Annotated in this window: 20 protein-coding genes, 1 tRNA gene and 1 rRNA gene; 14 read left to right on the top strand and 8 right to left on the bottom strand. The window is 51.6% G+C overall.

The features are described from left to right. Positions 1-5: 5 nt before the first annotated feature. Both ESM_RS0108550 and ESM_RS0108545 read right to left on the bottom strand, forming a co-directional pair. Positions 6-785 carry an enoyl-CoA hydratase/isomerase family protein gene (locus ESM_RS0108550; protein WP_000064839.1) on the bottom strand — a complete coding sequence of 260 codons (780 nt, stop codon included), beginning with the start codon at positions 783-785 and terminating at the stop codon, positions 6-8. Then, complete coding sequence (locus ESM_RS0108545) at positions 778-2,349, bottom strand: acyl CoA:acetate/3-ketoacid CoA transferase (RefSeq protein WP_000337274.1); 1,572 nt, start codon at positions 2,347-2,349, stop codon at positions 778-780. The genes ESM_RS0108550 and ESM_RS0108545 overlap by 8 nt, the downstream gene beginning before the upstream one ends. Before the next feature lie 254 nt (positions 2,350-2,603). Here ESM_RS0108545 and ESM_RS0108540 point away from each other — a divergent pair, with 254 nt between their 5' ends. From ESM_RS0108540 to ESM_RS0108510, 7 genes are all read left to right on the top strand, one after another. After that, positions 2,604-3,638 (top strand): LacI family DNA-binding transcriptional regulator, encoded by a 1,035-nt coding sequence (locus ESM_RS0108540; protein ID WP_001129779.1) that lies wholly within the window; start codon positions 2,604-2,606, stop codon positions 3,636-3,638. 72 nt (positions 3,639-3,710) lie between these two features. After that, the gene (gene dnaB, locus ESM_RS0108535; protein ID WP_001517572.1) at positions 3,711-5,126 is read left to right on the top strand and encodes a replicative DNA helicase; all 1,416 of its coding nucleotides are present in this window, start codon (positions 3,711-3,713) and stop codon (positions 5,124-5,126) included. Between the two features lie 52 nt (positions 5,127-5,178). Beyond that, a complete protein-coding gene (gene alr / locus ESM_RS0108530; protein ID WP_001147291.1) occupies positions 5,179-6,258 on the top strand; it encodes an alanine racemase in 1,080 nt (359 codons plus the stop codon). Positions 6,259-6,499: 241 nt separating this feature from the next. Then, positions 6,500-7,693 (top strand): aromatic amino acid transaminase, encoded by a 1,194-nt coding sequence (gene tyrB / locus ESM_RS0108525; protein ID WP_000486925.1) that lies wholly within the window; start codon positions 6,500-6,502, stop codon positions 7,691-7,693. A gap of 229 nt (positions 7,694-7,922) precedes the next feature. Continuing rightward, complete coding sequence (gene aphA, locus ESM_RS0108520) at positions 7,923-8,636, top strand: acid phosphatase AphA (protein ID WP_010377498.1); 714 nt, start codon at positions 7,923-7,925, stop codon at positions 8,634-8,636. A 110-nt stretch (positions 8,637-8,746) separates the two neighbouring features. Next, complete coding sequence (locus ESM_RS0108515) at positions 8,747-9,163, top strand: secondary thiamine-phosphate synthase enzyme YjbQ (protein WP_000270380.1); 417 nt, start codon at positions 8,747-8,749, stop codon at positions 9,161-9,163. Between the two features lie 3 nt (positions 9,164-9,166). Next, entirely contained in the window at positions 9,167-9,523 is a 357-nt protein-coding gene (locus ESM_RS0108510) for an MmcQ/YjbR family DNA-binding protein (protein WP_000155671.1), read from the top strand. Positions 9,524-9,730: 207 nt separating this feature from the next. Here the strand turns inward: ESM_RS0108510 and uvrA are convergent, their stop codons facing one another. Next, positions 9,731-12,553 carry an excinuclease ABC subunit UvrA gene (uvrA, locus tag ESM_RS0108505; protein ID WP_000357769.1) on the bottom strand — a complete coding sequence of 941 codons (2,823 nt, stop codon included), beginning with the start codon at positions 12,551-12,553 and terminating at the stop codon, positions 9,731-9,733. Between the two features lie 250 nt (positions 12,554-12,803). On the opposite strand from uvrA, the gene ssb1 reads away from it, so the two are divergent. Beyond that, entirely contained in the window at positions 12,804-13,340 is a 537-nt protein-coding gene (gene ssb1 / locus ESM_RS0108500) for a single-stranded DNA-binding protein SSB1 (RefSeq protein WP_000168305.1), read from the top strand. 97 nt (positions 13,341-13,437) lie between these two features. On the opposite strand, the gene ESM_RS0108495 is transcribed toward ssb1, so the two are convergent. After that, positions 13,438-13,719: a YjcB family protein gene (locus ESM_RS0108495; protein ID WP_000224316.1), complete on the bottom strand. Its 282-nt coding sequence runs from the start codon at positions 13,717-13,719 to the stop codon at positions 13,438-13,440. Positions 13,720-14,166: 447 nt separating this feature from the next. Between ESM_RS0108495 and ESM_RS0108490 the strand changes: the two genes are divergently transcribed. Continuing rightward, positions 14,167-15,753 carry an EAL domain-containing protein gene (locus ESM_RS0108490; RefSeq protein WP_000083168.1) on the top strand — a complete coding sequence of 529 codons (1,587 nt, stop codon included), beginning with the start codon at positions 14,167-14,169 and terminating at the stop codon, positions 15,751-15,753. A gap of 3 nt (positions 15,754-15,756) precedes the next feature. On the opposite strand, the gene soxS is transcribed toward ESM_RS0108490, so the two are convergent. Next, positions 15,757-16,080 (bottom strand): superoxide response transcriptional regulator SoxS, encoded by a 324-nt coding sequence (soxS, locus tag ESM_RS0108485; RefSeq protein WP_000019357.1) that lies wholly within the window; start codon positions 16,078-16,080, stop codon positions 15,757-15,759. Between the two features lie 85 nt (positions 16,081-16,165). On the opposite strand from soxS, the gene soxR reads away from it, so the two are divergent. The 3 genes from soxR to ESM_RS0108470 all read left to right on the top strand — a co-directional run bounded on the left by soxR (position 16,166) and on the right by ESM_RS0108470 (position 20,324). Beyond that, positions 16,166-16,630, top strand: coding sequence for a redox-sensitive transcriptional activator SoxR (gene soxR, locus ESM_RS0108480; protein WP_000412428.1), 465 nt, complete (start codon positions 16,166-16,168; stop codon positions 16,628-16,630). 544 nt (positions 16,631-17,174) lie between these two features. Further along, complete coding sequence (gene ghxP, locus ESM_RS0108475; protein WP_000106896.1) at positions 17,175-18,524, top strand: guanine/hypoxanthine transporter GhxP; 1,350 nt, start codon at positions 17,175-17,177, stop codon at positions 18,522-18,524. Positions 18,525-18,674: 150 nt separating this feature from the next. Beyond that, positions 18,675-20,324 carry a Na+/H+ antiporter gene (locus ESM_RS0108470; RefSeq protein WP_000402197.1) on the top strand — a complete coding sequence of 550 codons (1,650 nt, stop codon included), beginning with the start codon at positions 18,675-18,677 and terminating at the stop codon, positions 20,322-20,324. Between the two features lie 97 nt (positions 20,325-20,421). Here the strand turns inward: ESM_RS0108470 and actP are convergent, their stop codons facing one another. Both actP and ESM_RS0108460 read right to left on the bottom strand, forming a co-directional pair. Further along, entirely contained in the window at positions 20,422-22,071 is a 1,650-nt protein-coding gene (actP, locus tag ESM_RS0108465; RefSeq protein WP_000832601.1) for a cation/acetate symporter ActP, read from the bottom strand. Beyond that, complete coding sequence (locus tag ESM_RS0108460) at positions 22,068-22,382, bottom strand: DUF485 domain-containing protein (RefSeq protein WP_001517575.1); 315 nt, start codon at positions 22,380-22,382, stop codon at positions 22,068-22,070. The genes actP and ESM_RS0108460 overlap by 4 nt, the downstream gene beginning before the upstream one ends. 97 nt (positions 22,383-22,479) lie before the next feature. Here ESM_RS0108460 and ESM_RS0108455 point away from each other — a divergent pair. Continuing rightward, a tRNA-Thr gene (locus ESM_RS0108455) sits at positions 22,480-22,555 on the top strand. A gap of 39 nt (positions 22,556-22,594) precedes the next feature. Beyond that, a 5S ribosomal RNA gene (gene rrf, locus ESM_RS0108450) occupies positions 22,595-22,710 on the top strand. Between the two features lie 63 nt (positions 22,711-22,773). Here the strand turns inward: rrf and ESM_RS0108445 are convergent. Further along, the gene (locus ESM_RS0108445; RefSeq protein ID WP_000078317.1) at positions 22,774-23,532 is read right to left on the bottom strand and encodes an amino acid ABC transporter ATP-binding protein; all 759 of its coding nucleotides are present in this window, start codon (positions 23,530-23,532) and stop codon (positions 22,774-22,776) included. Positions 23,533-23,535 lie beyond the last annotated feature (3 nt).

The raw sequence follows: 23,535 nt of genomic DNA, 5'->3' as shown, positions 1-23,535 counted from the left end.
TTAAGTTATCGGGCGCTAAAGTTCGGTTGACGCTTCTCGGCAAATGCCTGACTGCCTTCACGAGCATCTTGAGTAGTGGAGGAAAAAGCGCCAGCCAGTGCTTCAAGCGTTGAGGCCACGGCAATACCTTCACCGGCATCAATAACCTGTTTGGCTAGCTGCACAGCAATGGGAGCGCGCTGGGCGATACGTTGTGCCAGTTGCTGCCCGGCATCGTGTAACGCTTCTCTGGCGACAACACGATTTACCAGTCCGCAGGACAGTGCACGTTGCGCATCCAGTGGTTCGCCCGTAAATATCAATTCTTTCACCAGTGAGCGCCCAATCAGTGCCGTCAGCCGCTGAGTACCTGACCAGCCAGGCACTGTCGCCAGCCCGGTTTCTGGTAGCGCCATCCGTGCTTCGTCGCTACAAATACGGATATCGGCGGTAGCAGCCAGTTCCAGGCCACCGCCATAGGCGAGGCCGTGCATCAGAGCAATTACGGGCTGTGGCAGTTGTGCCAGTGCGTCAAATGCCTGATGACCGCGACGGATCCAGTTGCGCCACATATCGAGCGCAGAAAGAGAGGACCAGCGATGAATATCCGCGCCGACACAAAATGCTTTTTCACTGGCACTGGTCAGTAGTACCACGCGGATCTCCGAATCAGTTTCCAGCGTATGGCAATGTGTCAGTAGCTGTTCAAGCATCTCCGGAGTTAATGCGTTGAGTTTCGCCGGGCGGTTAATCACCAGTGTGGCAACGAAATCGTTGCGCAGGAGGTCAATGGTGCCGTTACTCATGGTCACTTCCTTGTTGAAAATAGAGGGGATTCATTAACTTGAGATCGTCTGCCAGACGGAGTGGGGCATCGCTTTGGGAGAGAATGTCGCGTTCAGGCTCAATACCCGGGGCAATTTCCGTGACCAGTAACCCGTCTGGTGTTAATTCCAACACGCAGCGTTCAGTGATGTATTGCACTTGTTGACCTCGCGCCATCGCGCGTTTGCCAGAGAACGTCACGTGGGCGACTTCTTGCACCAGTTTTTTGGCTTTGCCTTCTTTAATGATACGTAGTTGGCCATCTTCCAGTTGTAGCTGTGCACCTGCATTGAAAAAGCCAGAGAAAATAATCCGCTTCGCATGTGAAGTGATATCAATAAAACCACCGCATCCGGCAGTCACATGTGGACGAGCGGGCAGATGCGAGACGTTTACTGAGCCATCTGCGCCGATTTGTAAAAATGACATCAGAGTGAGATCAAAGCCACCGCCCTGGAAATAGGTGAATTGCTGGGGAGAGGGCAAAAATGCTTCCGCATTAGAAGCGCAGCCGAACTGAAATTCCAGCAGTGGAACTCCGCCAATCGCCCCTTGTTCCAGCAGCCAGGTGACGTCACCGTGGCGACCTTGTTCCAGCAAAATACGCGGCACGTTGGCAGAAATACCAAAGCCAATATTTACCGCATCACCACGTTGTAGTTCTTGCGCGACTCGCTGGGCAATAACCCGCGCCGGGCTATGTTCCATATAACTAAAGTCTGACAGCGGACGACTGATTTCGCCGGAAATAGCAGGTTCGTATTGCGTTTGCGTGGTTTGTGTTTGTTCCGGTGCAATTACGATGTAATCCACCAATACACCAGGAATACGCACCTCTTTTGGTTTCAGGCTTCCGGCAGCAACCTGCCGTTTTACTTGCGCAATTACGATTCCACCGTTATTGCGAACGGCGGTGGCTTGTTCCAGTGGCCCAAGATAAGCCCCTTCATGTTCATAAGTCAGATTGCCGCGTTCATCGGCAGTAGTAGCGCGAATGATAGCCACCTGGGGCACGATACTGGGGAAAAACAGCCAGTCGTCGTTAGCAAATCGAACACGTTCAACCAGAGATTGTTGCGCCGCTTTTTCATTCATTGCACCGCCCTGCAACAGGGGATCTACATAAGTATCCATACCTGTTTGTGTCAGCACGCCAGGGCGATGAGCCGCGGCTTCCCGGTGCATATCAAATAAGATCCCGGAAGGCAGATTCCAGGCGGGGATCGCGTTGTCATTGATCATTTGCCAGATTAACGGAGGCGTCATTGATGATGGCCCGGAGGGGTAGGAGCCTGCGATCACTTTTGCCAGTAAGCCCGGTTGCGCCAGATGATCGACACCTTTTACGCCATACATATCACCTGCAGCGATAGGGTGGATGGTAGTGATGTTTTGCGGATGTCCGGCACGTTGAAAGCGTTCACCTATTGCCGCCAGCACGACATCCGGGCAACCCATTCCACTGGAGGAGGAGACGGTGACAACTGCGCCATCAGCAATCAAATCTGCAGCTTCCGATGCAGTGATCGTGCGTACAGAGCACATAATAGTTTCCTTATTTCGATATAAAAATAATTAAAAATATGCATGTATAACAATGTAATAGTGATTATAAATTAATTGGAACGATCTAATTTATGCGTAATTTGTACGATTGGTGTGCAAAAAAAACAATAAGCGAAGTGTGAATCTGTGATCGAAACGACGATCTCCTGCGATCCCGGGGGTAACGGATCGCATGAGCAAAAGGAGATTATGATAAAGTAAACGCCTTGATCTTATGGGGGATTGGAGTAGTCATGGCGAAGTCGGATACAGGAAGAAAGCGGGTAACATTAACCGATGTTGCACGTGCGGCTGGCGTTTCGAAATCGACCGTGTCGCTGGTACTCAACGACAGTCCGTTGATCAAAAAAGAGACTCAACAAAAAGTCCAACAAGCCATTGAGCAATTAGGCTATGTCTATAACCGTTTTGCCGCCAATTTACGTTCGCAAAAATCACTGACTATCGGCGTGGTGATTGATGATTTGACCAACCCTTTCTTCGCTGAATTTACAATGGGCCTTGAGATGACGCTGGCGGAGCACGGTTTTATCACCGTAATGTCCAATACCTCCCAGCGTAGCGATCGGCAAAAACAGGTACTTGATACCTTGCTGGAACACCACGTCGCGGGCATTGTCCTCTGTCCAGTAAACAGCACCTCAGAAGCCGATTTACAGCGTTATGCCAACAGTTCCACACCCTTATTAATCACGATGCGCCCTCTTGACTGGCAACAATTGCCCGTCGATTACGTTGGCGTGGACAGCCACGCAGGTGTCCGGGAAGCTACGGAATATCTCATTCAACAAGGACACCGGGACATCGTGTTTATTGGGGGACTTACGCACCATATGCGTTATCAGGGATATCTGGAGGCGATGAACCATCATGGTTTACAACCGTGGAGTACTGATGCTTTTTCGCTGCGTGCTGAACCGACTCAGGCCAACGGCTACCAGTTGATGCAACAACTGTTAGATATGCCTTCGCCACCGACAGCAGTAATTTGTTATAACGATCTCATGGCTTTTGGCGCGGAATCGGCGTTAGGCGAAAGAGGGGTGCTTGCCGGAAAAGATATTTCGCTGATTGGTAATGACGGCGTGGCGGCTTGCGCTTACAGTAACCCGCCGTTAACCACCATTGCGGTAGAACCACTGGCGCTGGGGAAACAAGCGGCGCAGCAAATTCTACGGCGTATCGCGCAACCTGATGCGCCGCTCAGCCATTACGTTTATCGCCCAACCCTGCAAATTCGCGCTTCCACCGGAAAGCAGGGGCGTTAAATGCTGTAGCGAGAAACCGTTTCTCGCTATACTCTCTTGTCCCCCGTTCAACATCAGGTAACACCATTCGTTATGGCAGGCAATAAACCCTTCAACAAACAACAAACTGAACCCCGCGAACGCGATCCACAAGTTGCCGGGCTGAAAGTGCCTCCGCACTCGATCGAAGCGGAGCAGTCGGTGTTGGGCGGTTTAATGCTGGATAACGAACGCTGGGATGATGTGGCCGAGCGTGTGGTGGCAGACGATTTCTACACCCGTCCGCACCGTCATATCTTTACTGAAATGGCGCGTTTGCAGGAAAGCGGTAGCCCCATCGACCTGATCACCCTGGCAGAATCGCTGGAGCGCCAGGGGCAACTCGACAGCGTTGGTGGTTTTGCCTATCTGGCGGAACTGTCAAAAAATACGCCAAGTGCGGCAAACATCAGTGCATATGCTGACATCGTGCGCGAACGTGCCGTTGTCCGTGAGATGATCTCGGTTGCTAATGAGATTGCCGAAGCCGGTTTTGATCCGCAAGGACGCACCAGTGAAGACCTGCTCGACCTTGCTGAGTCTCGCGTCTTTAAAATTGCCGAAAGTCGTGCCAATAAAGACGAAGGACCGAAGAACATCGCTGATGTGCTCGACGCCACGGTGGCGCGTATTGAGCAACTTTTCCAGCAGCCGCACGATGGTGTAACCGGTGTTAATACCGGCTACGACGATCTCAACAAAAAAACCGCGGGTTTGCAGCCGTCGGATTTGATCATCGTCGCGGCACGTCCGTCGATGGGTAAAACGACATTTGCGATGAACCTCGTTGAAAATGCGGCGATGTTGCAGGATAAACCGGTATTGATCTTCTCGCTGGAGATGCCATCAGAACAGATTATGATGCGTTCTCTGGCGTCACTGTCACGTGTTGACCAGACCAAAATCCGTACCGGGCAGCTTGATGATGAAGACTGGGCGCGCATTTCCGGCACGATGGGCATTTTGCTCGAAAAACGTAATATCTATATCGATGATTCCTCCGGCCTGACGCCAACGGAAGTGCGCTCCCGCGCGCGCCGTATTGCCCGTGAGCACGGCGGCATCGGGCTTATCATGATCGACTACCTGCAATTGATGCGCGTACCGGCGCTTTCCGATAACCGTACGCTGGAAATTGCAGAAATCTCCCGCTCGCTAAAAGCGCTGGCAAAAGAGCTGAACGTGCCGGTGGTGGCACTCTCGCAGTTGAACCGCTCTCTGGAACAACGTGCCGACAAACGCCCGGTCAACTCTGACCTGCGTGAATCCGGCTCCATCGAGCAGGATGCGGACTTGATCATGTTTATCTATCGTGATGAGGTTTATCACGAAAACAGTGATTTAAAAGGCATCGCGGAAATTATTATCGGTAAACAACGTAACGGCCCAATCGGGACGGTACGGCTGACCTTTAACGGTCAATGGTCGCGCTTTGATAATTACGCAGGGCCGCAATACGACGACGAGTAATAATTATTTTATAAATCAGGTAATTAAAGCAAACACTTATCAAGGAACACAAATGCAAGCGGCAACTGTTGTGATTAACCGCCGCGCTCTGCGACACAACCTGCAACGTCTGCGTGAACTGGCACCTGCCAGTAAACTGGTTGCGGTGGTGAAAGCGAACGCCTACGGTCACGGTCTGATTGAGACCGCGCGAACGCTCCCCGATGCTGACGCTTTTGGCGTCGCCCGTCTCGAAGAAGCTCTGCGGCTTAGAGCGGGGGGCATCACGCAACCTATTTTGTTACTGGAAGGTTTTTTTGAAGCAGACGATTTGTCGACGATCTCCGCTGAACATCTGCATACCGCCGTGCATAACGAAGAACAGCTTGCTGCTCTGGAAGAGGCTAATCTGGAGGAGCCAGTTACCGTCTGGATGAAACTCGACACCGGTATGCACCGACTGGGCGTGTTACCGGAACAAGCTGAGGCGTTTTATCAACGACTTACGCAATGCAAAAACGTCCGTCAGCCGGTGAATATTGTCAGCCACTTTGCTCGCGCTGATGAGCCAAAATGCGGCGCGACTGAGAAACAACTCGATATCTTCAATACCTTTTGCGAAGGCAGGCCCGGCAAGCGTTCAATCGCCGCATCGGGTGGAATCTTGTTATGGCCACAGTCGCATTTTGACTGGGTGCGCCCCGGCATCATTCTTTACGGTGTATCGCCGCTGGAAGATGGCTCCACCGGTGCTGATTTCGGTTGCCAGCCAGTGATGTCTCTGACCTCCAGTCTGATCGCTGTGCGTGGGCATAAAGCCGGGGAGCCTGTAGGTTATGGCGGAACATGGATCAGCGAACGTGATACCCGTCTTGGCGTTGTGGCGATGGGTTATGGCGATGGCTACCCTCGCGCAGCTCCGTCCGGTACGCCAGTGCTGGTCAATGGCCGCGAAGTGCCAATCGTCGGGCGAGTTGCGATGGATATGATCTGCGTAGACTTAGGCCCAGAGGCGCAGGATAAAGCGGGTGATCCGGTGATTCTGTGGGGTGAAGGTCTGCCGGTTGAGCGAATCGCTGCAATGACAAAAGTAAGTGCTTACGAACTTATCACGCGCCTGACGTCAAGGGTGGCGATGAAATACGTCGATTAATCGTTCAGCAATATTTGATTGTCTGTGCCGGGTGTGGTGTGAAAGCCTTATCCGGCCAGCAACGCAATGTAAATTCAATAAATTGATACACTCTTGTCGTTTGTGCCACTGGAGGTTTTGCGTTTTTCATCAGCCGCGCTACGTTATTAATTCCGCTCATTGCTAAACATCCTCTCGATCTTCCCCATCTTCCGGTTTATTGTGTTTTAACCACCTGCCTGTAAACCTGGAGAACCATCGCGTGTTTCAAAAAGTTGACGCCTACGCTGGCGACCCGATTCTTTCGCTTATGGAGCGTTTTAAAGAAGATCCTCGCGGCGACAAAGTGAATTTAAGTATCGGCCTGTACTACAACGAAGACGGGATTATCCCGCAACTAAAAGCCGTCGCAGAAGCGGAAGCGCGCCTGAATGCGCAGCCTCACGGCGCTTCGCTTTATTTGCCGATGGAAGGGCTTAACAGCTATCGCCATGCTCTTGCGCCGCTGTTGTTCGGTGCGAACCATCCGGTGTTGCAACAACAGCGTGTGGCGACCATTCAAACCCTCGGCGGCTCGGGGGCATTAAAAGTGGGCGCTGACTTCCTGAAACGCTATTTCCCTGAATCAGGCGTCTGGGTCAGCGATCCTACCTGGGAAAACCACGTAGCAATATTCGCCGGTGCTGGATTCGAAGTGAGCACTTACCCCTGGTATGACGAAGCGACCAACGGTGTGCGTTTTAGCGACTTGCTGGCGACGCTGAAAACACTGCCCGCCCGCAGTATTGTGCTGTTGCATCCGTGTTGCCATAACCCAACAGGCGCCGATCTCACCAATGACCAGTGGGATGCGGTGATTGAAATCCTCAAGACACGTGAGCTTATCCCATTCCTTGATATCGCCTATCAAGGATTTGGTGCTGGTATGGACGAGGATGCCTACGCCATTCGCGCCATTGCCAGTGCCGGATTGCCCGCTCTGGTGAGCAATTCATTCTCGAAAATTTTCTCGCTGTACGGCGAACGTGTCGGCGGTCTTTCGGTAGTGTGTGAAGATGCCGAAGCCGCAGGCCGCGTGCTGGGGCAATTGAAAGCCACTGTGCGCCGTATTTACTCCAGTCCGCCGAATTTTGGTGCGCAGGTGGTGGCAACGGTGCTGAATGATGAGGCGTTGAAAGCCAACTGGCTGGCAGAAGTAGAAGAAATGCGTACCCGTATTCTGGCAATGCGTCAGCAACTGGTGCAGGAGCTGAGTACTGAGATGCCGGGGCGTAATTTCGATTATCTGCTTAAGCAACGCGGTATGTTCAGCTATACCGGTTTAAGCGCCGCCCAGGTTGACCGACTGCGTGAAGAGTTTGGTGTTTACCTGATCGCCAGCGGGCGTATGTGCGTGGCGGGGCTTAACTCTGCAAACGTGCAGCGTGTGGCAAAGGCATTTGCTGCGGTGATGTAAGGTTCGCCAGCAGGCGGTTGAATAGCCGCCTGTTCTAGTATTCTATGGAAATACATTAAGTTATTAAATATTAACAAACATGGGCTGGTCTCATGTGATCCTGCTCCCTTTCTTCACAAAAGCCGCAGATAATCCTTCCTTTCTCACACTGCTGGCGTTATGGTCAGATGGTTTTTTCAACAAATATCACAATAAAAAGTTTCAACTTACTGACTATTTAGGGAAAAATATGCGCAAGATCACACAGGCATTGAGTGCCGTTTGCTTATTGTTCGCTCTAAACAGTTCCGCTGTTGCACTGGCCTCTTCACCTTCACCGCTTAATCCCGGCACTAACGTTGCCAGACTTGCTGAACAGGCACCTGTCCATTGGGTATCGGTCGCACAAATTGAAAATAGCCTCGCAGGGCGTCCACCAATGGCGGTTGGGTTCGATATTGATGACACGGTTCTGTTTTCCAGCCCCGGATTCTGGCGCGGCAAGAAAATATTCTCGCCAGAAAGCGAAGATTATCTGAAAAACCCGGCCTTCTGGGAAAAGATGAACAACGGTTGGGATGAATTCAGCATTCCAAAAGAGGTTGCACGTCAGCTAATTGATATACATGTCCGCCGCGGCGACGCTATCTTCTTTGTGACTGGCCGTAGCCCAACGAAAACAGAAACGGTTTCAAAAACATTAGCTGATGACTTTCATATCCCGGCAACCAGTATGAACCCGGTCATTTTTGCGGGCGATAAACCAGGACAAAACACAAAAACGCAGTGGTTGCAGGATAAAAATATCCGAATGTTTTATGGTGATTCTGATAACGATATCACTGCCGCGCGTGATGTTGGCATTCGTGGTATCCGTATTCTGCGAGCCTCCAACTCTACCTACAAACCCTTGCCACAAGCGGGTGCTTTTGGCGAAGAGGTGATCGTCAATTCAGAATACTGACAGAGCGGGAGAGTATGACACTCTCCCGAATGCTGTTTTTTTAATCAAACCTTTATCCTTTCGCTGTCTTGCTGCAAACTGATTAAGAGAGTTTTATCAAGGAGCAGCACATGTGGTATCAAAAAACGCTCACGCTTAGCGCCAAATCTCGTGGATTCCATCTGGTAACGGATGAAATTCTGAATCAACTGGCTGATATGCCGCGTGTTAATGTTGGTTTACTGCACCTGTTGCTGCAACACACCTCCGCCTCTCTGACACTTAATGAGAATTGCGACCCCACTGTACGCCATGACATGGAGCGTTTTTTCCTCCGTGCGGTTCCCGATAACGGTAGCTATGAGCATGACTATGAAGGAGCAGACGATATGCCTTCTCATATCAAATCCTCAATGCTGGGGGTATCGCTCGTATTGCCAGTGCATAAAGGGCGTATTCAGACCGGCACCTGGCAGGGGATCTGGCTGGGGGAACATCGCATCCACGGCGGATCGCGTCGCATCATCGCGACACTACAAGGGGAGTAAAAAATGACTATTTCGGAGTTGCTACAATATTGCATGGCAAAACCAGGCGCAGAACAGAGTGTGCATAGTGACTGGAAAGCAACGCAAATCAAAGTTGAAGATGTGCTGTTTGCGATGGTGAAAGAGGTGGAAAATCGCCCAGCGGTTTCGCTGAAAACCAGCCCGGAATTGGCGGATCTTCTGCGTCAGCAGCACAGTGATGTTCGCCCCAGCCGACATCTGAACAAAGCGCACTGGAGCACTGTTTATCTCGATGGCTCGCTGCCGGATTCGCAAATCTATTATCTGGTCGATGCGTCGTATCAGCAGGCGGTGAATTTGCTGCCGGAAGAAAAACGTAAATTGCTGGTGCAACTCTGAAAGGAAAAGACCGTTCAGCAAGCGGCCTGAGAATGATGACAAACACAAAATTGCCTGATGCGCTACGCTTATCAGGCCTACGTAATCCCTGCAATATATTGAAATTGCATGTTTTTGTAGGCCGGATAAGGCGTTCACGCCGCATCCGGCAAGAACAAAGCGCACTTTGTCAATAATCTGAGGCCGCTCAGAAAGCGGCCTTAACGATTACAGCATTGGCTTGAGGAAGCGCGCTGTATGCGATGCTTCACACTCTGCGACGGTTTCTGGCGTGCCGGAGACGAGGATCTCACCGCCGCCGCTGCCACCTTCTGGCCCCAGATCAACAATCCAGTCAGCGGTTTTGATCACGTCGAGATTGTGCTCAATCACCACAATGGTATTGCCCTGATCGCGCAGTTTATGCAGAACGTCGAGCAGTTGCTGAATATCGGCAAAGTGCAGACCGGTGGTCGGTTCATCGAGAATATACAGCGTCTGCCCGGTGCCGCGTTTTGACAATTCACGCGCCAGCTTCACACGCTGGGCCTCACCACCGGAAAGCGTGGTTGCGGACTGCCCGAGACGGATGTACGTCAGACCAACATCCATCAGCGTTTGCAGTTTACGCGCCAGTGCGGGCACAGCATCAAAGAACTCACGCGCTTCTTCGATGGTCATATCCAGCACTTCGTGGATGGTTTTACCTTTGTACTTAATCTCCAGCGTTTCGCGGTTATAACGTTTACCTTTGCACTGGTCGCACGGCACGTAAATATCCGGCAGGAAGTGCATTTCCACTTTGATTACACCATCGCCCTGACAGGCTTCGCAGCGCCCACCACGGACGTTAAAGCTGAACCGTCCAGGCGTATAACCGCGCGCACGGGATTCCGGTACGCCCGCAAACAATTCGCGTACAGGCGTAAACACGCCGGTATAGGTCGCCGGGTTGGAACGCGGAGTACGACCAATTGGGCTTTGGTCGATATCGATGACTTTGTCGAAATGCTCCAACCCCTGAATATCGCGATAGGGTGCAGGTTCAGCAATTGTTGCGCCATTCAACTGGCGTTGGGCAATCGGGAACAGCGTGTCGTTAATCAGCGTCGATTTACCAGAACCTGAAACCCCGGTGATGCAGGTAAACAGACCTACCGGCAGCGTCAGCGTCACATCTTTCAGGTTGTTGCCGCGCGCGCCTGTCAGTTTCAGCACTTTTTCCGGATCTGCGGGTACGCGTTTCTTCGGCACTTCAATTTTGCGTTTACCGCTCATGTACTGGCCGGTTAACGACTCCGGAACTGCCATAATCGCTTCCAGCGGACCTTCCGCGACCACTTCACCACCGTGTACACCTGCGCCCGGGCCAATGTCGATGACATGGTCAGCCGCGCGAATAGCGTCTTCGTCGTGCTCCACCACAATCACGGTATTACCGAGATCGCGCAGGTGGATAAGCGTACCCAGCAGGCGTTCGTTATCGCGTTGATGCAGGCCGATAGACGGTTCATCCAGCACGTACATCACGCCAACCAGCCCTGCGCCAATCTGGCTTGCCAGACGGATACGCTGGGCTTCACCGCCGGAAAGGGTTTCTGCCGAGCGGGAAAGTGTCAGGTAGTTCAGCCCGACGTTAACGAGGAATTTCAGGCGGTCGCCAATCTCTTTAAGGATTTTTTCCGCAATCTTCGCACGTTGCCCGGCGAGTTTGAGATTGTTGAAGAACTCCATCGCATGGCCGATGCTCATGTCAGAGATGGCAGGCAGCGGTGTATTCTCAACATAAACGTGGCGTGCTTCACGGCGCAGACGCGTCCCTTCACAACTGGCGCACGGACGATTGCTGATAAACTTGGCTAACTCTTCGCGTACCGCGCTGGATTCCGTTTCTTTATAACGGCGCTCCATATTGTGCAGCACGCCTTCGAACGGATGGCGGCGGATAGACGTATCGCCACGATCGTTCATGTATTTGAATTCGATATTTTCCTTGCCAGAACCGTAAAGCACCACTTTATGCACGTTCGCACTCAGGCTGCCCCACGGCGCTTCGACGTCGAACTTATAGTGGTCTGCCAGTGATTTCAGCATCTGGAAGTAATAAAAATTACGGCGATCCCAGCCGCGGATCGCGCCGCCCGCCAGCGATAGTTCCGGATTTTGGATCACTCGGTCAGGATCGAAATATTGTTGAACGCCGAGGCCGTCACAGGTCGGGCAGGCGCCCGCCGGGTTGTTGAACGAAAACAGACGCGGTTCCAGTTCGCGCATACTGTAGCCGCAAATCGGACAGGCGAAGTTGGCGGAAAAGAGCAGCTCTTCCGCTTTCGGATTGTCCATATCGGCAACCACCGCCGTACCGCCGGAAAGCTCCAGCGCCGTTTCAAATGACTCCGCCAGGCGTTGGGTAAGATCGTCACGCACTTTGAAACGATCAACTACCACTTCAATCGTGTGTTTCTTTTGCAGTTCCAGTTTCGGCGGATCGGAAAGATCGCAGACTTCGCCATCAATACGTGCGCGGATGTAACCCTGACTCGCCAGATTCTCCAGCGTTTTAGTGTGTTCGCCTTTGCGCTCTTTAATGATTGGCGCGAGTAGCATCAGACGTTTGCCTTCCGGCTGCGACAGGACGTTGTCTACCATCTGGCTGACGGTTTGCGCCGCCAGCGGGACATCGTGATCCGGGCAGCGCGGCTCACCGACGCGAGCGTACAGCAGACGCAAATAGTCGTGGATTTCGGTGATTGTCCCCACCGTGGAGCGCGGGTTGTGGGACGTCGATTTCTGTTCAATCGAGATGGCGGGTGAAAGCCCCTCGATATGGTCGACATCCGGCTTTTCCATCAGTGACAGAAACTGCCGCGCGTAGGCGGAAAGGGATTCAACGTAACGACGCTGCCCTTCGGCATATAAGGTGTCGAAAGCGAGCGAGGATTTGCCAGAACCCGAAAGCCCGGTAACGACAATCAGTTTGTCGCGGGGGATAACGAGGTTGATATTTTTGAGATTATGGGTGCGGGCGCCCCGAACTTCGATCTTATCCATTCACCTTTCCCGGATTAAACACTTTTTGCCCGGCGGCATGGCGCTACCGGCGATCACAAACGGTTAATTATGACACAAATCGACCTGAATGAATATACAGTATTGGAATGCAGAATCCGGAGTGCTGTGTAACAATGTCGGACCATGTTTGTTTCCCGGAACCGAGGTCACATCGTGGTAAAACCGCTATTGGTAATGCTACAATCGCGCGTTTACACTTATTAGACCGTTTTTTTCAGGAGACACGAACATGGCCAGCAGAGGCGTAAATAAGGTTATTCTCGTTGGTAATCTGGGCCAGGACCCGGAAGTACGCTACATGCCAAATGGTGGCGCAGTTGCCAACATTACGCTGGCTACTTCCGAATCCTGGCGTGATAAAGCGACCGGCGAGATGAAAGAGCAGACTGAATGGCACCGCGTTGTGCTGTTCGGCAAACTGGCGGAAGTGGCCAGTGAATATCTGCGTAAAGGTTCCCAGGTTTATATCGAAGGTCAGTTGCGTACCCGCAAATGGACCGACCAATCCGGTCAGGATCGCTACACCACAGAAGTCGTGGTGAACGTTGGCGGCACCATGCAGATGCTGGGTGGTCGTCAGGGTGGTGGCGCTCCGGCAGGCGGTAACATCGGGGGCGGTCAGCCGCAGGGCGGTTGGGGTCAACCTCAGCAGCCGCAGGGTGGCAATCAGTTCAGCGGCGGCGCGCAGTCTCGCCCGCAGCAGTCCGCTCCGGCAGCGCCGTCTAACGAGCCGCCGATGGATTTCGATGACGATATCCCATTCTGATTTTGTTTTAAAACAATAGATTATATTGTTTTAAGGTAGGTGATTAACGCATCTGCCAGGGATAAAAAAGAAGCCTCCATATGGAGGCTTCTGCATATCACACCAAAATCATTGGCCATTGTGGCGGTGCCTGATTTGTGGTTTCCACTATTACCGACTCAATATTGTGCCAGATTGCGGCAATATCCATCATTGTGATTCCGAGCAGTCCCATCGCGAACCAGCAGGCGGAAACAACGCCCAGACCACTACTGATCACTGCCAGCCCGATATAATCAGACCGCCGAAAACGGATGTTGAGCGTACTAGCCAGAAACATCAGTATGGCGCTAAGAAGCTGCCAGCGAAGAAGAACCACGCCCGTGGTGAGGGTAGCCATCAAACATTTCCTCAGAAAATTGCCAGGCCCTGGACAGCGCGGCATTTCTCACGGGAGGCGTGGTACACTCTGGCTATCGCGGGGCTTTCAGAACACAAAAATGAAACACTTTTGCTGTTTCATAAATTTCGTGAACTATATCACAATTGGTTGTTTGTTAGCCAGATTATGCCGCGACTTTATTACTGCACTAATGATGTGGTTTATTCAGTGATGTCGAGGCAATGTACAATAAAGAAATATTGTAACTTCCTGCCTGACCTGCATTTTTCCAACAAAGCTCTTTTGATATCAGCGAGTTATTTTTATGCAAATAACGATTATAAAGGTATCAATTTCAAATCAGGCAAAAGTGCTATTTATACCGTAATATTTATCTAACGTCGTCGGTAGTCAAGGTTTTCACCTTGCAATGACCAGGTATAACCAGGCAGGGAATTGATAGAAATGAGTCAAAGTGCACGACGCAGGATGCTGGCGTTGCCGGGCATCATCTTTGTGGTACTCCTTCCTGTTATCCTTTCACTATGGATTGCCCTCCTTTGGGCTAAAGCGGAAGTGAATAATCAACTTCGTGCTTTTGCCCTGTTAGCCCTGGAGAAATCCGAGTTGGTCATTCAGCAGGCAGATTTAGCGAGCGACGATGCAGAACGCTATCAGGGACAAATTTGCACTCCCACTCATCAACAACAAATGCTGAATATTATCCGCGGTTATCTTTATATCAACGAATTGATATATGCCCACGATAACCTTTTTTTATGTTCAACATTAATAGTTCCCGTTAACGGCTACAGGATGGCGTCAGCAAACTATAAGCGTGAACCTGATGTCTCAATCTATTATTACCGTGATACGCCTTTTTTCTCAGGTTATAAAATGACCTATATGCAGCGAGGAAACTATGTCGCGGTAATTAACCCTTTATTCTGGAGCGAGGTGATGTCTGACGATCCGACGCTGCAATGGGGGGTTTATGATACGGTGACGAAAACCTTTTTCTCTTTAAGCAAACAGGCCTCCGCAGAAAATTTTTCACCATTGATTCATCAGAGGGAAATAACCGTACAGCAGAATGGTTATTTATATGCGATAGTTCATTCAACAAAACGTCCCATTGCCGCTATCGTAGCAACCTCAAACCAGCGTATTTTTTCGCATTTTTATAATCACCTTGTATTTGCCTTGCCGGCAGGTATTTTGGGCAGCCTGGTGCTGCTTTTACTCTGGTTGCGTATAAACCAGAAGTACCAGTCTCCTGAGCGTAAATTGCAACGTGCTCTCGAAAAACGGCAACTTTGTCTCTATTACCAGCCAATTGTTGATATTAAAACGAATAAATGTATTGGCGCTGAGGCGTTGCTACGTTGGCCGGGGACTCAGGGACAAGTAATGACGCCAGCGGAGTTTATTCCACTGGCGGAACAAAAGGGGCTAATTGAGCAGGTTACCAATTATGTCATTAATAGGGTGTTTGACGATCTCGGTGCCTGGCTGGCGAAACATCCTGAACTTTCTATTTCAGTTAACTTATCCGCCTCTGATTTTCATACTTCAAGGGTGATTGCCCTAACCAATCAAAAAATCGAGCAATTTACCGTGCGTCCGCAGCAAATTAAATTTGAAGTCACTGAACATGCGTTTCTTGATGTCGCCAAAATGACGCCGATTATTCTGGCTTTCCGTCAGGCTGGTTACGAAGTGGCGATCGATGATTTTGGTATTGGCTACTCCAACTTGCATAATCTTAATTCATTGAATATCGATATCTTGAAAATCGATAAATCGTTTGTTGAGACGCTAACCACGCACAGAACCAGCCATTTGATTGCAGAACACATTATCGAACTGGCACACAGTCTGGGTCTAAAAACGATTGCAGAAGGGGTGGAAACTGAGGATCAGGTCAACTGGCTGCGCAAACGCGGCGTGCGCTATTGTCAGGGTTGGTACTTTGCAAAGGCGATGCCGCCGCAGGTTTTTATGGCATGGGCAGAGCCAGTACCCGCGCATGACGTCATGCGCGGGCAGTAAACCCTAGATCCGGTGGCGATAATCGCTGGGAGTGCGATCAAACTGCCGACGGAAAACGCGGGAAAAGGTCTGCTGTGAGACATAGCCCAGATCCATCGCGATATCAAAAATAGGGCGTTCGGTGGTGCGCAACTCAACGGCAGCCAGTAGCAGGCGGCGTTGACGAATGTAATCGCCAAGCGTCTGATGTGTCACCGTACGGAACATCCGCTGTAAATACCACTTTGAATAACCTGATTTTTTCGCCACCACATCAATGTTCAGCGGCTGGTCGATATGCTCGTCAATCCATGCGATAAGATCCTGAATAATTTTCTGATGGGACATAAATCTGCCTCTTTTCAGTGTTCAGTTCGTTAATTCATCTGTTGGGGAGTATAATTCCTCAAGTTAACTTGAGGTAAAGCGATTTATGGAAAAGAAATTACCCCGCATTAAAGCCTTGCTTACTCCAGGCGAAGTGGCGAAACGTAGTGGAGTGGCGGTATCGGCGCTGCATTTCTATGAAAGCAAAGGTTTGATTACCAGTATCCGTAACAGCGGCAATCAGCGGCGGTATAAGCGTGATGTGTTGCGATATGTCGCCATCATCAAGATTGCTCAACGTATTGGTATTCCGCTGGCGACCATTGGTGAAGCGTTTGGTGTGTTGCCCGAAGGGCATACATTAAGTGCGAAAGAGTGGAAGCAACTCTCATCACAATGGCGTGAAGAACTGGACCGGCGAATTCATACCTTAGTTGCGTTGCGTGACGAACTGGACGGCTGTATTGGTTGCGGCTGCCTTTCGCGTAGCGACTGCCCGTTGCGTAACCCAGGCGATCGCTTAGGCGAAGAAGGTACTGGTGCGCGTTTGCTGGAAGATGAACAAAACTAAAGCGCCACAAGGGCGCTTTAGTTTGTTTCCGGCCTTTGTCTTTCACTCTATCCCGCTGGTACACAGGAGGGTTTCCCCCGACGTCAACACACCTCATTCGAGCACGTGGTGGAGGTTCCGGTTGGTGTTGATACTTTAATTGTATGCCACCGCCGTTTCTTCGCCAGTGCAAAGTGATCCTTTTTAGCCGCAATATTTTTGTCATCTTGCGTGATTTTTTACCGCAAACTTTTGCTACAAGTTGCCTACAAATGCCGTAATTTTGCGCATCGACGATAACGTTTGCGCATCAGTTGCCTGGTTTTTCATCGTCAATACAAGAAAAGGGAAAAAAGCAGCAAACTTCGGTTGAAAAAGCCGCTATGATCGCCGGATAATCGTTTGCTTTTTTTTACCACCCGTTTTGTATGCGTGGAGCTAAACGTTTGCTTTTTGCGACGACCCCGATTGTCGCAAACCAGAAGCAGGAAGATAACGTTTCGCTGGCAGGGGATTGTCCGCCACGCATCTTGACGAAAAATAAACTCTCAGGGGATGTTTTCTTATGTCTACGCCATCAGCGCGTACCGGCGGTTCACTCGACGCCTGGTTTAAAATTTCACAACGTGGAAGCACTGTTCGTCAGGAAGTGGTTGCCGGGTTAACAACGTTTCTGGCGATGGTCTATTCGGTTATCGTCGTTCCGGGCATGTTGGGCAAAGCGGGCTTCCCGCCAGCGGCCGTTTTTGTTGCGACTTGTCTGGTTGCCGGGATGGGTTCTATCGCGATGGGGTTGTGGGCCAATCTACCATTGGCTATCGGCTGCGCCATCTCCCTGACTGCATTTACCGCATTCAGCCTGGTGCTGGGGCAACATATCAGTGTTCCGGTGGCGCTGGGTGCTGTGTTCCTGATGGGGGTGCTGTTTACGGTTATTTCCGCAACAGGTATCCGTAGCTGGATTTTGCGCAACTTACCGCACGGCGTGGCGCATGGCACGGGGATTGGTATCGGCCTGTTTTTGCTGCTGATTGCTGCCAACGGCGTCGGTCTGGTGATTAAAAACCCGCTTGATGGTTTGCCGGTTGCGCTGGGTGATTTCGCGACATTCCCGGTGATTATGTCGCTGGTAGGTTTGGCTGTGATCATCGGCCTGGAAAAACTGAAAGTACCGGGTGGCATTCTGCTGACCATTATCGGTATCTCGATTGTGGGCCTGATCTTCGATCCTAATGTCCATTTCTCCGGAGTTTTTGCCATGCCTTCATTGAGTGATGAGAACGGCAATTCGCTAATTGGCAGCCTGGACATTATGGGGGCACTGAACCCACTGGTCTTGCCGAGCGTGTTGGCGCTGGTGATGACGGCGGTCTTTGACGCTACCGGAACCATCCGTGCAGTTGCTGGTCAGGCGAATCTGCTGGATAAAGACGGGCAGATTATTGACGGTGGTAAAGCACTAACTACAGACTCCCTGAGTAGCGTTTTCTCCGGCCTGGTTGGCGCGGCACCGGCTGCGGTATACATCGAGTCTGCGGCGGGTACAGCGGCGGGCGGTAAAACCGGCCTGACGGCTATCACCGTTGGCGTGCTGTTCCTGCTGATTCTGTTCCTCTCTCCGCTCTCTTATCTTGTTCCGGGTTACGCAACGGCTCCGGCGCTGATGTACGTTGGCCTGCTGATGCTGAGCAACGTGGCGAAAATCGACTTTGCTGATTTTGTCGATGCAATGGCGGGTCTGGTAACGGCAGTATTCATCGTGCTGACCTGTAACATCGTAACAGGCATCATGATCGGCTTCGCGACTCTGGTGATTGGTCGTCTGGTCTCTGGCGAATGGCGTAAGCTGAACATTGGTACGGTCGTTATCGCCGTGGCGCTGGTCACCTTCTACGCGGGTGGCTGGGCTATCTAATCTTTAATAAGATTCTGAAAACGGGTAGCAATTGCTGCCCGTTTTTATTTTCTCCGTACATTGTGTGAGCTTTTGCGATATTCTGAAAAACTGAGAATCCGGGTATAAAACCTTTCTCAAATCATAAAAAACATCGCAAACAGGGAACGCATGGAAATCTTCTTCACCATACTGATAATGACCCTCGTGGTCTCGCTGTCCGGGGTGGTCACTCGTGTCATGCCCTTTCAGATCCCGCTTCCGCTTATGCAAATCGCCATTGGTGCGCTACTGGCGTGGCCGACGTTTGGTTTGCATGTGGAATTTGACCCAGAACTCTTTTTAGTCTTATTTATCCCGCCGTTGCTGTTCGCGGATGGCTGGAAAACGCCGACCCGCGAATTTCTTGAGCATGGCCGGGAGATCTTCGGTCTCGCGCTGGCGCTGGTCGTCGTCACCGTGGTCGGCATTGGCTTCCTTATTTACTGGGTGGTGCCAGGTATTCCGCTGATCCCCGCTTTTGCGCTGGCGGCGGTGCTCTCTCCGACCGATGCTGTAGCGCTCTCCGGGATTGTTGGAGAAGGGCGCATACCGAAAAAAATTATGGGCATCTTGCAGGGCGAAGCGTTGATGAATGACGCCTCCGGCCTGGTGTCGCTGAAGTTTGCCGTGGCAGTCGCGATGGGGACGATGATCTTCACCGTTGGCGGCGCGACGGTCGAATTTATGAAAGTGGCAATTGGCGGTATTCTCGCCGGTTTTGCGGTGAGCTGGCTGTATGGTCGCTCGTTGCGTTTCCTGAGTCGCTGGGGCGGTGATGAACCGGCAACGCAGATCGTACTGCTGTTCCTGCTGCCGTTCGCCTCTTATCTTATTGCCGAACATATTGGCGTTTCCGGCATCCTCGCAGCGGTTGCCGCCGGTATGACCATCACCCGCTCCGGTGTGATGCGCCGTGCGCCGCTGGCGATGCGACTGCGTGCCAACAGCACCTGGGCGATGCTGGAATTTGTCTTTAACGGTATGGTGTTCCTGCTGCTGGGCCTGCAATTGCCGGGCATTCTGGAGACGTCGCTGATGGCGGCGGAAATCGACCCCAACGTCGAAGTCTGGATGCTCTTTGTCGATATCGTGCTGATTTATGTCGCCTTAATGCTGGTTCGTTTTGGCTGGTTGTGGACGATGAAAAAGCTCAGTAACCGCTTCCTGAAGAAGAAGCCGATGGAGTTTGGTTCGTGGACCACACGAGAAATCCTGATCGCGTCTTTCGCTGGGGTGCGCGGGGCAATCACTCTGGCCGGTGTGCTCTCCATTCCTCTGCTGTTGCCGGATGGTAACGTCTTCCCGGCGCGTTATGAGCTGGTGTTCCTGGCGGCTGGCGTGATTCTCTTCTCGCTGTTTGTTGGTGTAGTGATGTTGCCTATTTTGCTGCAACACATTGAAGTCGCGGATCATTCCCAGCAGTTGAAAGAGGAACGCATTGCACGCGCGGCAACGGCTGAAGTAGCGATTGTGGCGATCCAGAAAATGGAAGAACGTCTGGCGGCGGACACCGAAGAGAACATCGATAACCAGTTGCTCACAGAGGTGAGTTCTCGTGTGATTGGTAACCTGCGTCGTCGCGCCGATGGGCGTAATGATGTTGAAAGTTCAATCCTGGAAGAAGACCTGGAACGCCGCTTCCGTCTGGCGGCACTGCGTTCTGAACGTGCTGAACTGTACCACCTGCGCGCCACGCGGGAGATCAGCAACGAAACGCTGCAAAAATTATTGCACGATCTTGATTTGCTGGAAGCGTTGTTAATTGAAGAAAATCAGTAACGCTCTGACGGCGTAAGATAGCCTGACGCAATCGGTAAAAAGGTGCAGTACATCGCACCTTTTTACCGTTGGTCAGGCGACCAGGGACAAACGGAGATTAATGCGCGCGGCCCTGCTCAACGCCAAAGCCGGTCTGGGAACGGATAAATTGCGCACGGAACAGTTCACGCTCGCGCGCGCCTTCCGCTGAATTATCGGTTGCCGAGAAGAACCAGATACCGAGGAATGCCACGGAGATGGAGAACAACGCCGGGTATTCATACGGGAAGATGGCTTTTTCGTGACCGAGGATCTGCACCCAAATCGTTGGGCCGAGGATCATCAACACTACCGCTGTAATCAGGCCTAACCAGCCGCCCAGCATCGCACCACGCGTAGTCAGTTTCGACCAGTACATGGAAAGCAGAATGATTGGGAAGTTACAGCTCGCGGCGATAGCAAACGCCAGACCCACCATGAAGGCGATGTTCTGATTCTCAAACAACACGCCGAGGATAATCGCAATCACACCCAAAATCAGCACGGTGATTTTCGATACCCGCAGCTCTTCACGTTCGGTCGCGCCTTTTTTGAAGACGTTGGCGTACAGATCGTGAGAAACCGCCGATGCGCCTGCCAGCGTCAGACCTGCAACCACCGCGAGGATGGTGGCGAAAGCAACCGCTGAAATAAAGCCGAGGAACAGGTTGCCGCCCACCGCATTGGCCAGGTGAACCGCCGCCATGTTGTTACCGCCAATAAGATGGCCCGCCGCATCTTTATATTCCGGATTTGCACCGACCAGCATGATCGCACCAAAGCCGATAATAAAGGTCAGGATATAGAAGTAACCCATAAAGCCGGTGGCGTAGAACACGCTCTTACGCGCTTCGCGAGCATCGCTAACCGTAAAGAAGCGCATCAGAATGTGCGGCAGACCTGCCGTACCAAACATCAGTCCCAGCCCCAGCGAGAGTGCGGAGATTGGATCTTTTACCAGCCCGCCCGGCTTCATGATGTCGACACCTTTCGGGTGTACTGCCATCGCTTCGCTGAACAGATTGTTGAAGCTAAAACCGACGTGCTTCATCACCATAAAGGCCATAAAGCTGGCACCGAACAGCAGCAAAACGGCTTTGATAATCTGTACCCAGGTGGTTGCTAACATGCCGCCAAACAGGACATACATCATCATCAATACGCCAACCAGAACCACGGCGATGTGATAGTTAAGGCCGAACAGCAGCTCGATCAGTTTACCCGCACCAACCATTTGGGCGATGAGATATAGCGCCACCACCACCAGAGACCCACAGGCCGAAAGAATGCGGATTGGCCCTTGTTTCAAACGGTATGAGGCGACATCCGCAAAGGTATAGCGACCCAGGTTACGCAGACGTTCGGCAATCAGAAACAGAATGATTGGCCAGCCTACCAGGAAGCCCAACGAGTAGATCAGGCCGTCATAACCGGAGGTAAACACCAGCGCGGAGATCCCCAAAAATGAGGCGGCAGACATATAGTCACCGGCTATCGCCAGACCGTTCTGGAAGCCGGTGATATTACCGCCTGCGGTGTAGTAGTCGTTACGGGAACGCACGCGTTTTGATGCCCAGTAGGTGATACCAAGCGTAAACACGACGAAAATCAGGAACATAATAATCGCCTGCCAGTTTGTTGGCTGGCGTTCTACGGCCCCGCTAATGGCATCCGCGGCGTTCGCTGCGAAAGGGAGTGTGGCGGCAAGCGCCGTCATAACTCTTTTCATGACGCTTGTACCTCATGCAGGACTTCGTTATTAAGGCGGTCGAATTCGCCGTTCGCCCGCCAGATGTAGATACCAGTGAGAACAAAGGAGATCACAATCACCCCGACGCCAACGGGAATACCGCGTGTGACGCTGGTGTTCGGATTCAGCGGAGTGCCCAGCCAGCCAGGCGCAAAGGCAATCAGTAAAATAAAGCTGATATAAACTGTCAGCATAATAATCGACAGGATGGTGGCAAACCGTTGCCGTTTTTCGACCAACTCCCTGAAATGCGCATTGTCTTCTATCCGCTGATAAATAGTGCCATTCATCACAGATTCTCCAGAGGTAATGTAGGGATTGTTTTAATTCCCGCTCCCTTGTGGGAGAGGGTTAACGCCCAGGTAACCCATAGCCTGATGCGCCTTTGCTGATATGGCTCAGTTGGTAGAGCGCACCCTTGGTAAGGGTGAGGTCCCCAGTTCGACTCTGGGTATCAGCACCACTTTTTAGGTTAAAGTTCGGCAGATTAGAAAAGAATTTGTCTGGCGGCAGTAGCGCGGTGGTCCCACCTGACCCCATGCCGAACTCAGAAGTGAAACGCCGTAGCGCCGATGGTAGTGTGGGGTCTCCCCATGCGAGAGTAGGGAACTGCCAGACATCAAATAAAGCAGAAGGCCATCCGAAAGGATGGCCTTTTTGCATTTTGAAACCATATCCAATTTAATGGATTACCTGCGATAAAAACGCCTGCGTGCGTTCCGATTTCGGATGTGCAAAAAACTCATCCGGCGCGGCCTGCTCAACAATCTCTCCGCGATCCATAAAAATGACCTTGTCAGCAACAGTGCGGGCAAATCCCATCTCATGCGTTACACACAGCATTGTCATACCCGACTGTGCCAGTCCAATCATCGTATCCAGCACTTCTTTCACCATCTCCGGATCGAGCGCCGACGTGGGTTCATCAAACAACATGATCTTGGGTTTCATGCAGAGTGAACGAGCTATGGCAACGCGTTGCTGCTGACCACCGGATATCTGCCCGGGAAACTTCTGTGCATGTTCGGCAATTCGTACTCTCTCAAGGTAATGCATCGCCAGAGCTTCAGCCTCTTTCTTCGGCATCTTGCGTACCCAAATCGGCGCCAGGGTACAGTTCTGTAAAACGGTCAGATGTGGGAAGAGATTGAAATGCTGAAAGACCATCCCTACTTCTTGCCTGACACGCTCAATATTGCGGATATCTTCGTTAAGTTCGATGCCATCCACTACGATTCTTCCCTGTTGATGTTCTTCCAGGTGATTAATACAACGGATGGTTGTCGATTTCCCGGAACCAGAAGGGCCACACAGAACGATTCGTTCCCCCGGTTGCACGATTAAATTTATATTCTTCAGGACATGGAATTGCCCATACCATTTGTTAACATTTTCCAGCGTAATCATCGCGTTAGCAGGTTGCAGTAAAATTTGGCTCATAGT

The organism is Escherichia sp. TW09308 (assembly GCF_000208565.1).
GTDB lineage: Bacteria > Pseudomonadota > Gammaproteobacteria > Enterobacterales > Enterobacteriaceae > Escherichia > Escherichia marmotae.
Note: the sequence above shows the minus strand (reverse complement) of the source record. Positions and strands in the feature narration are given on the sequence as shown.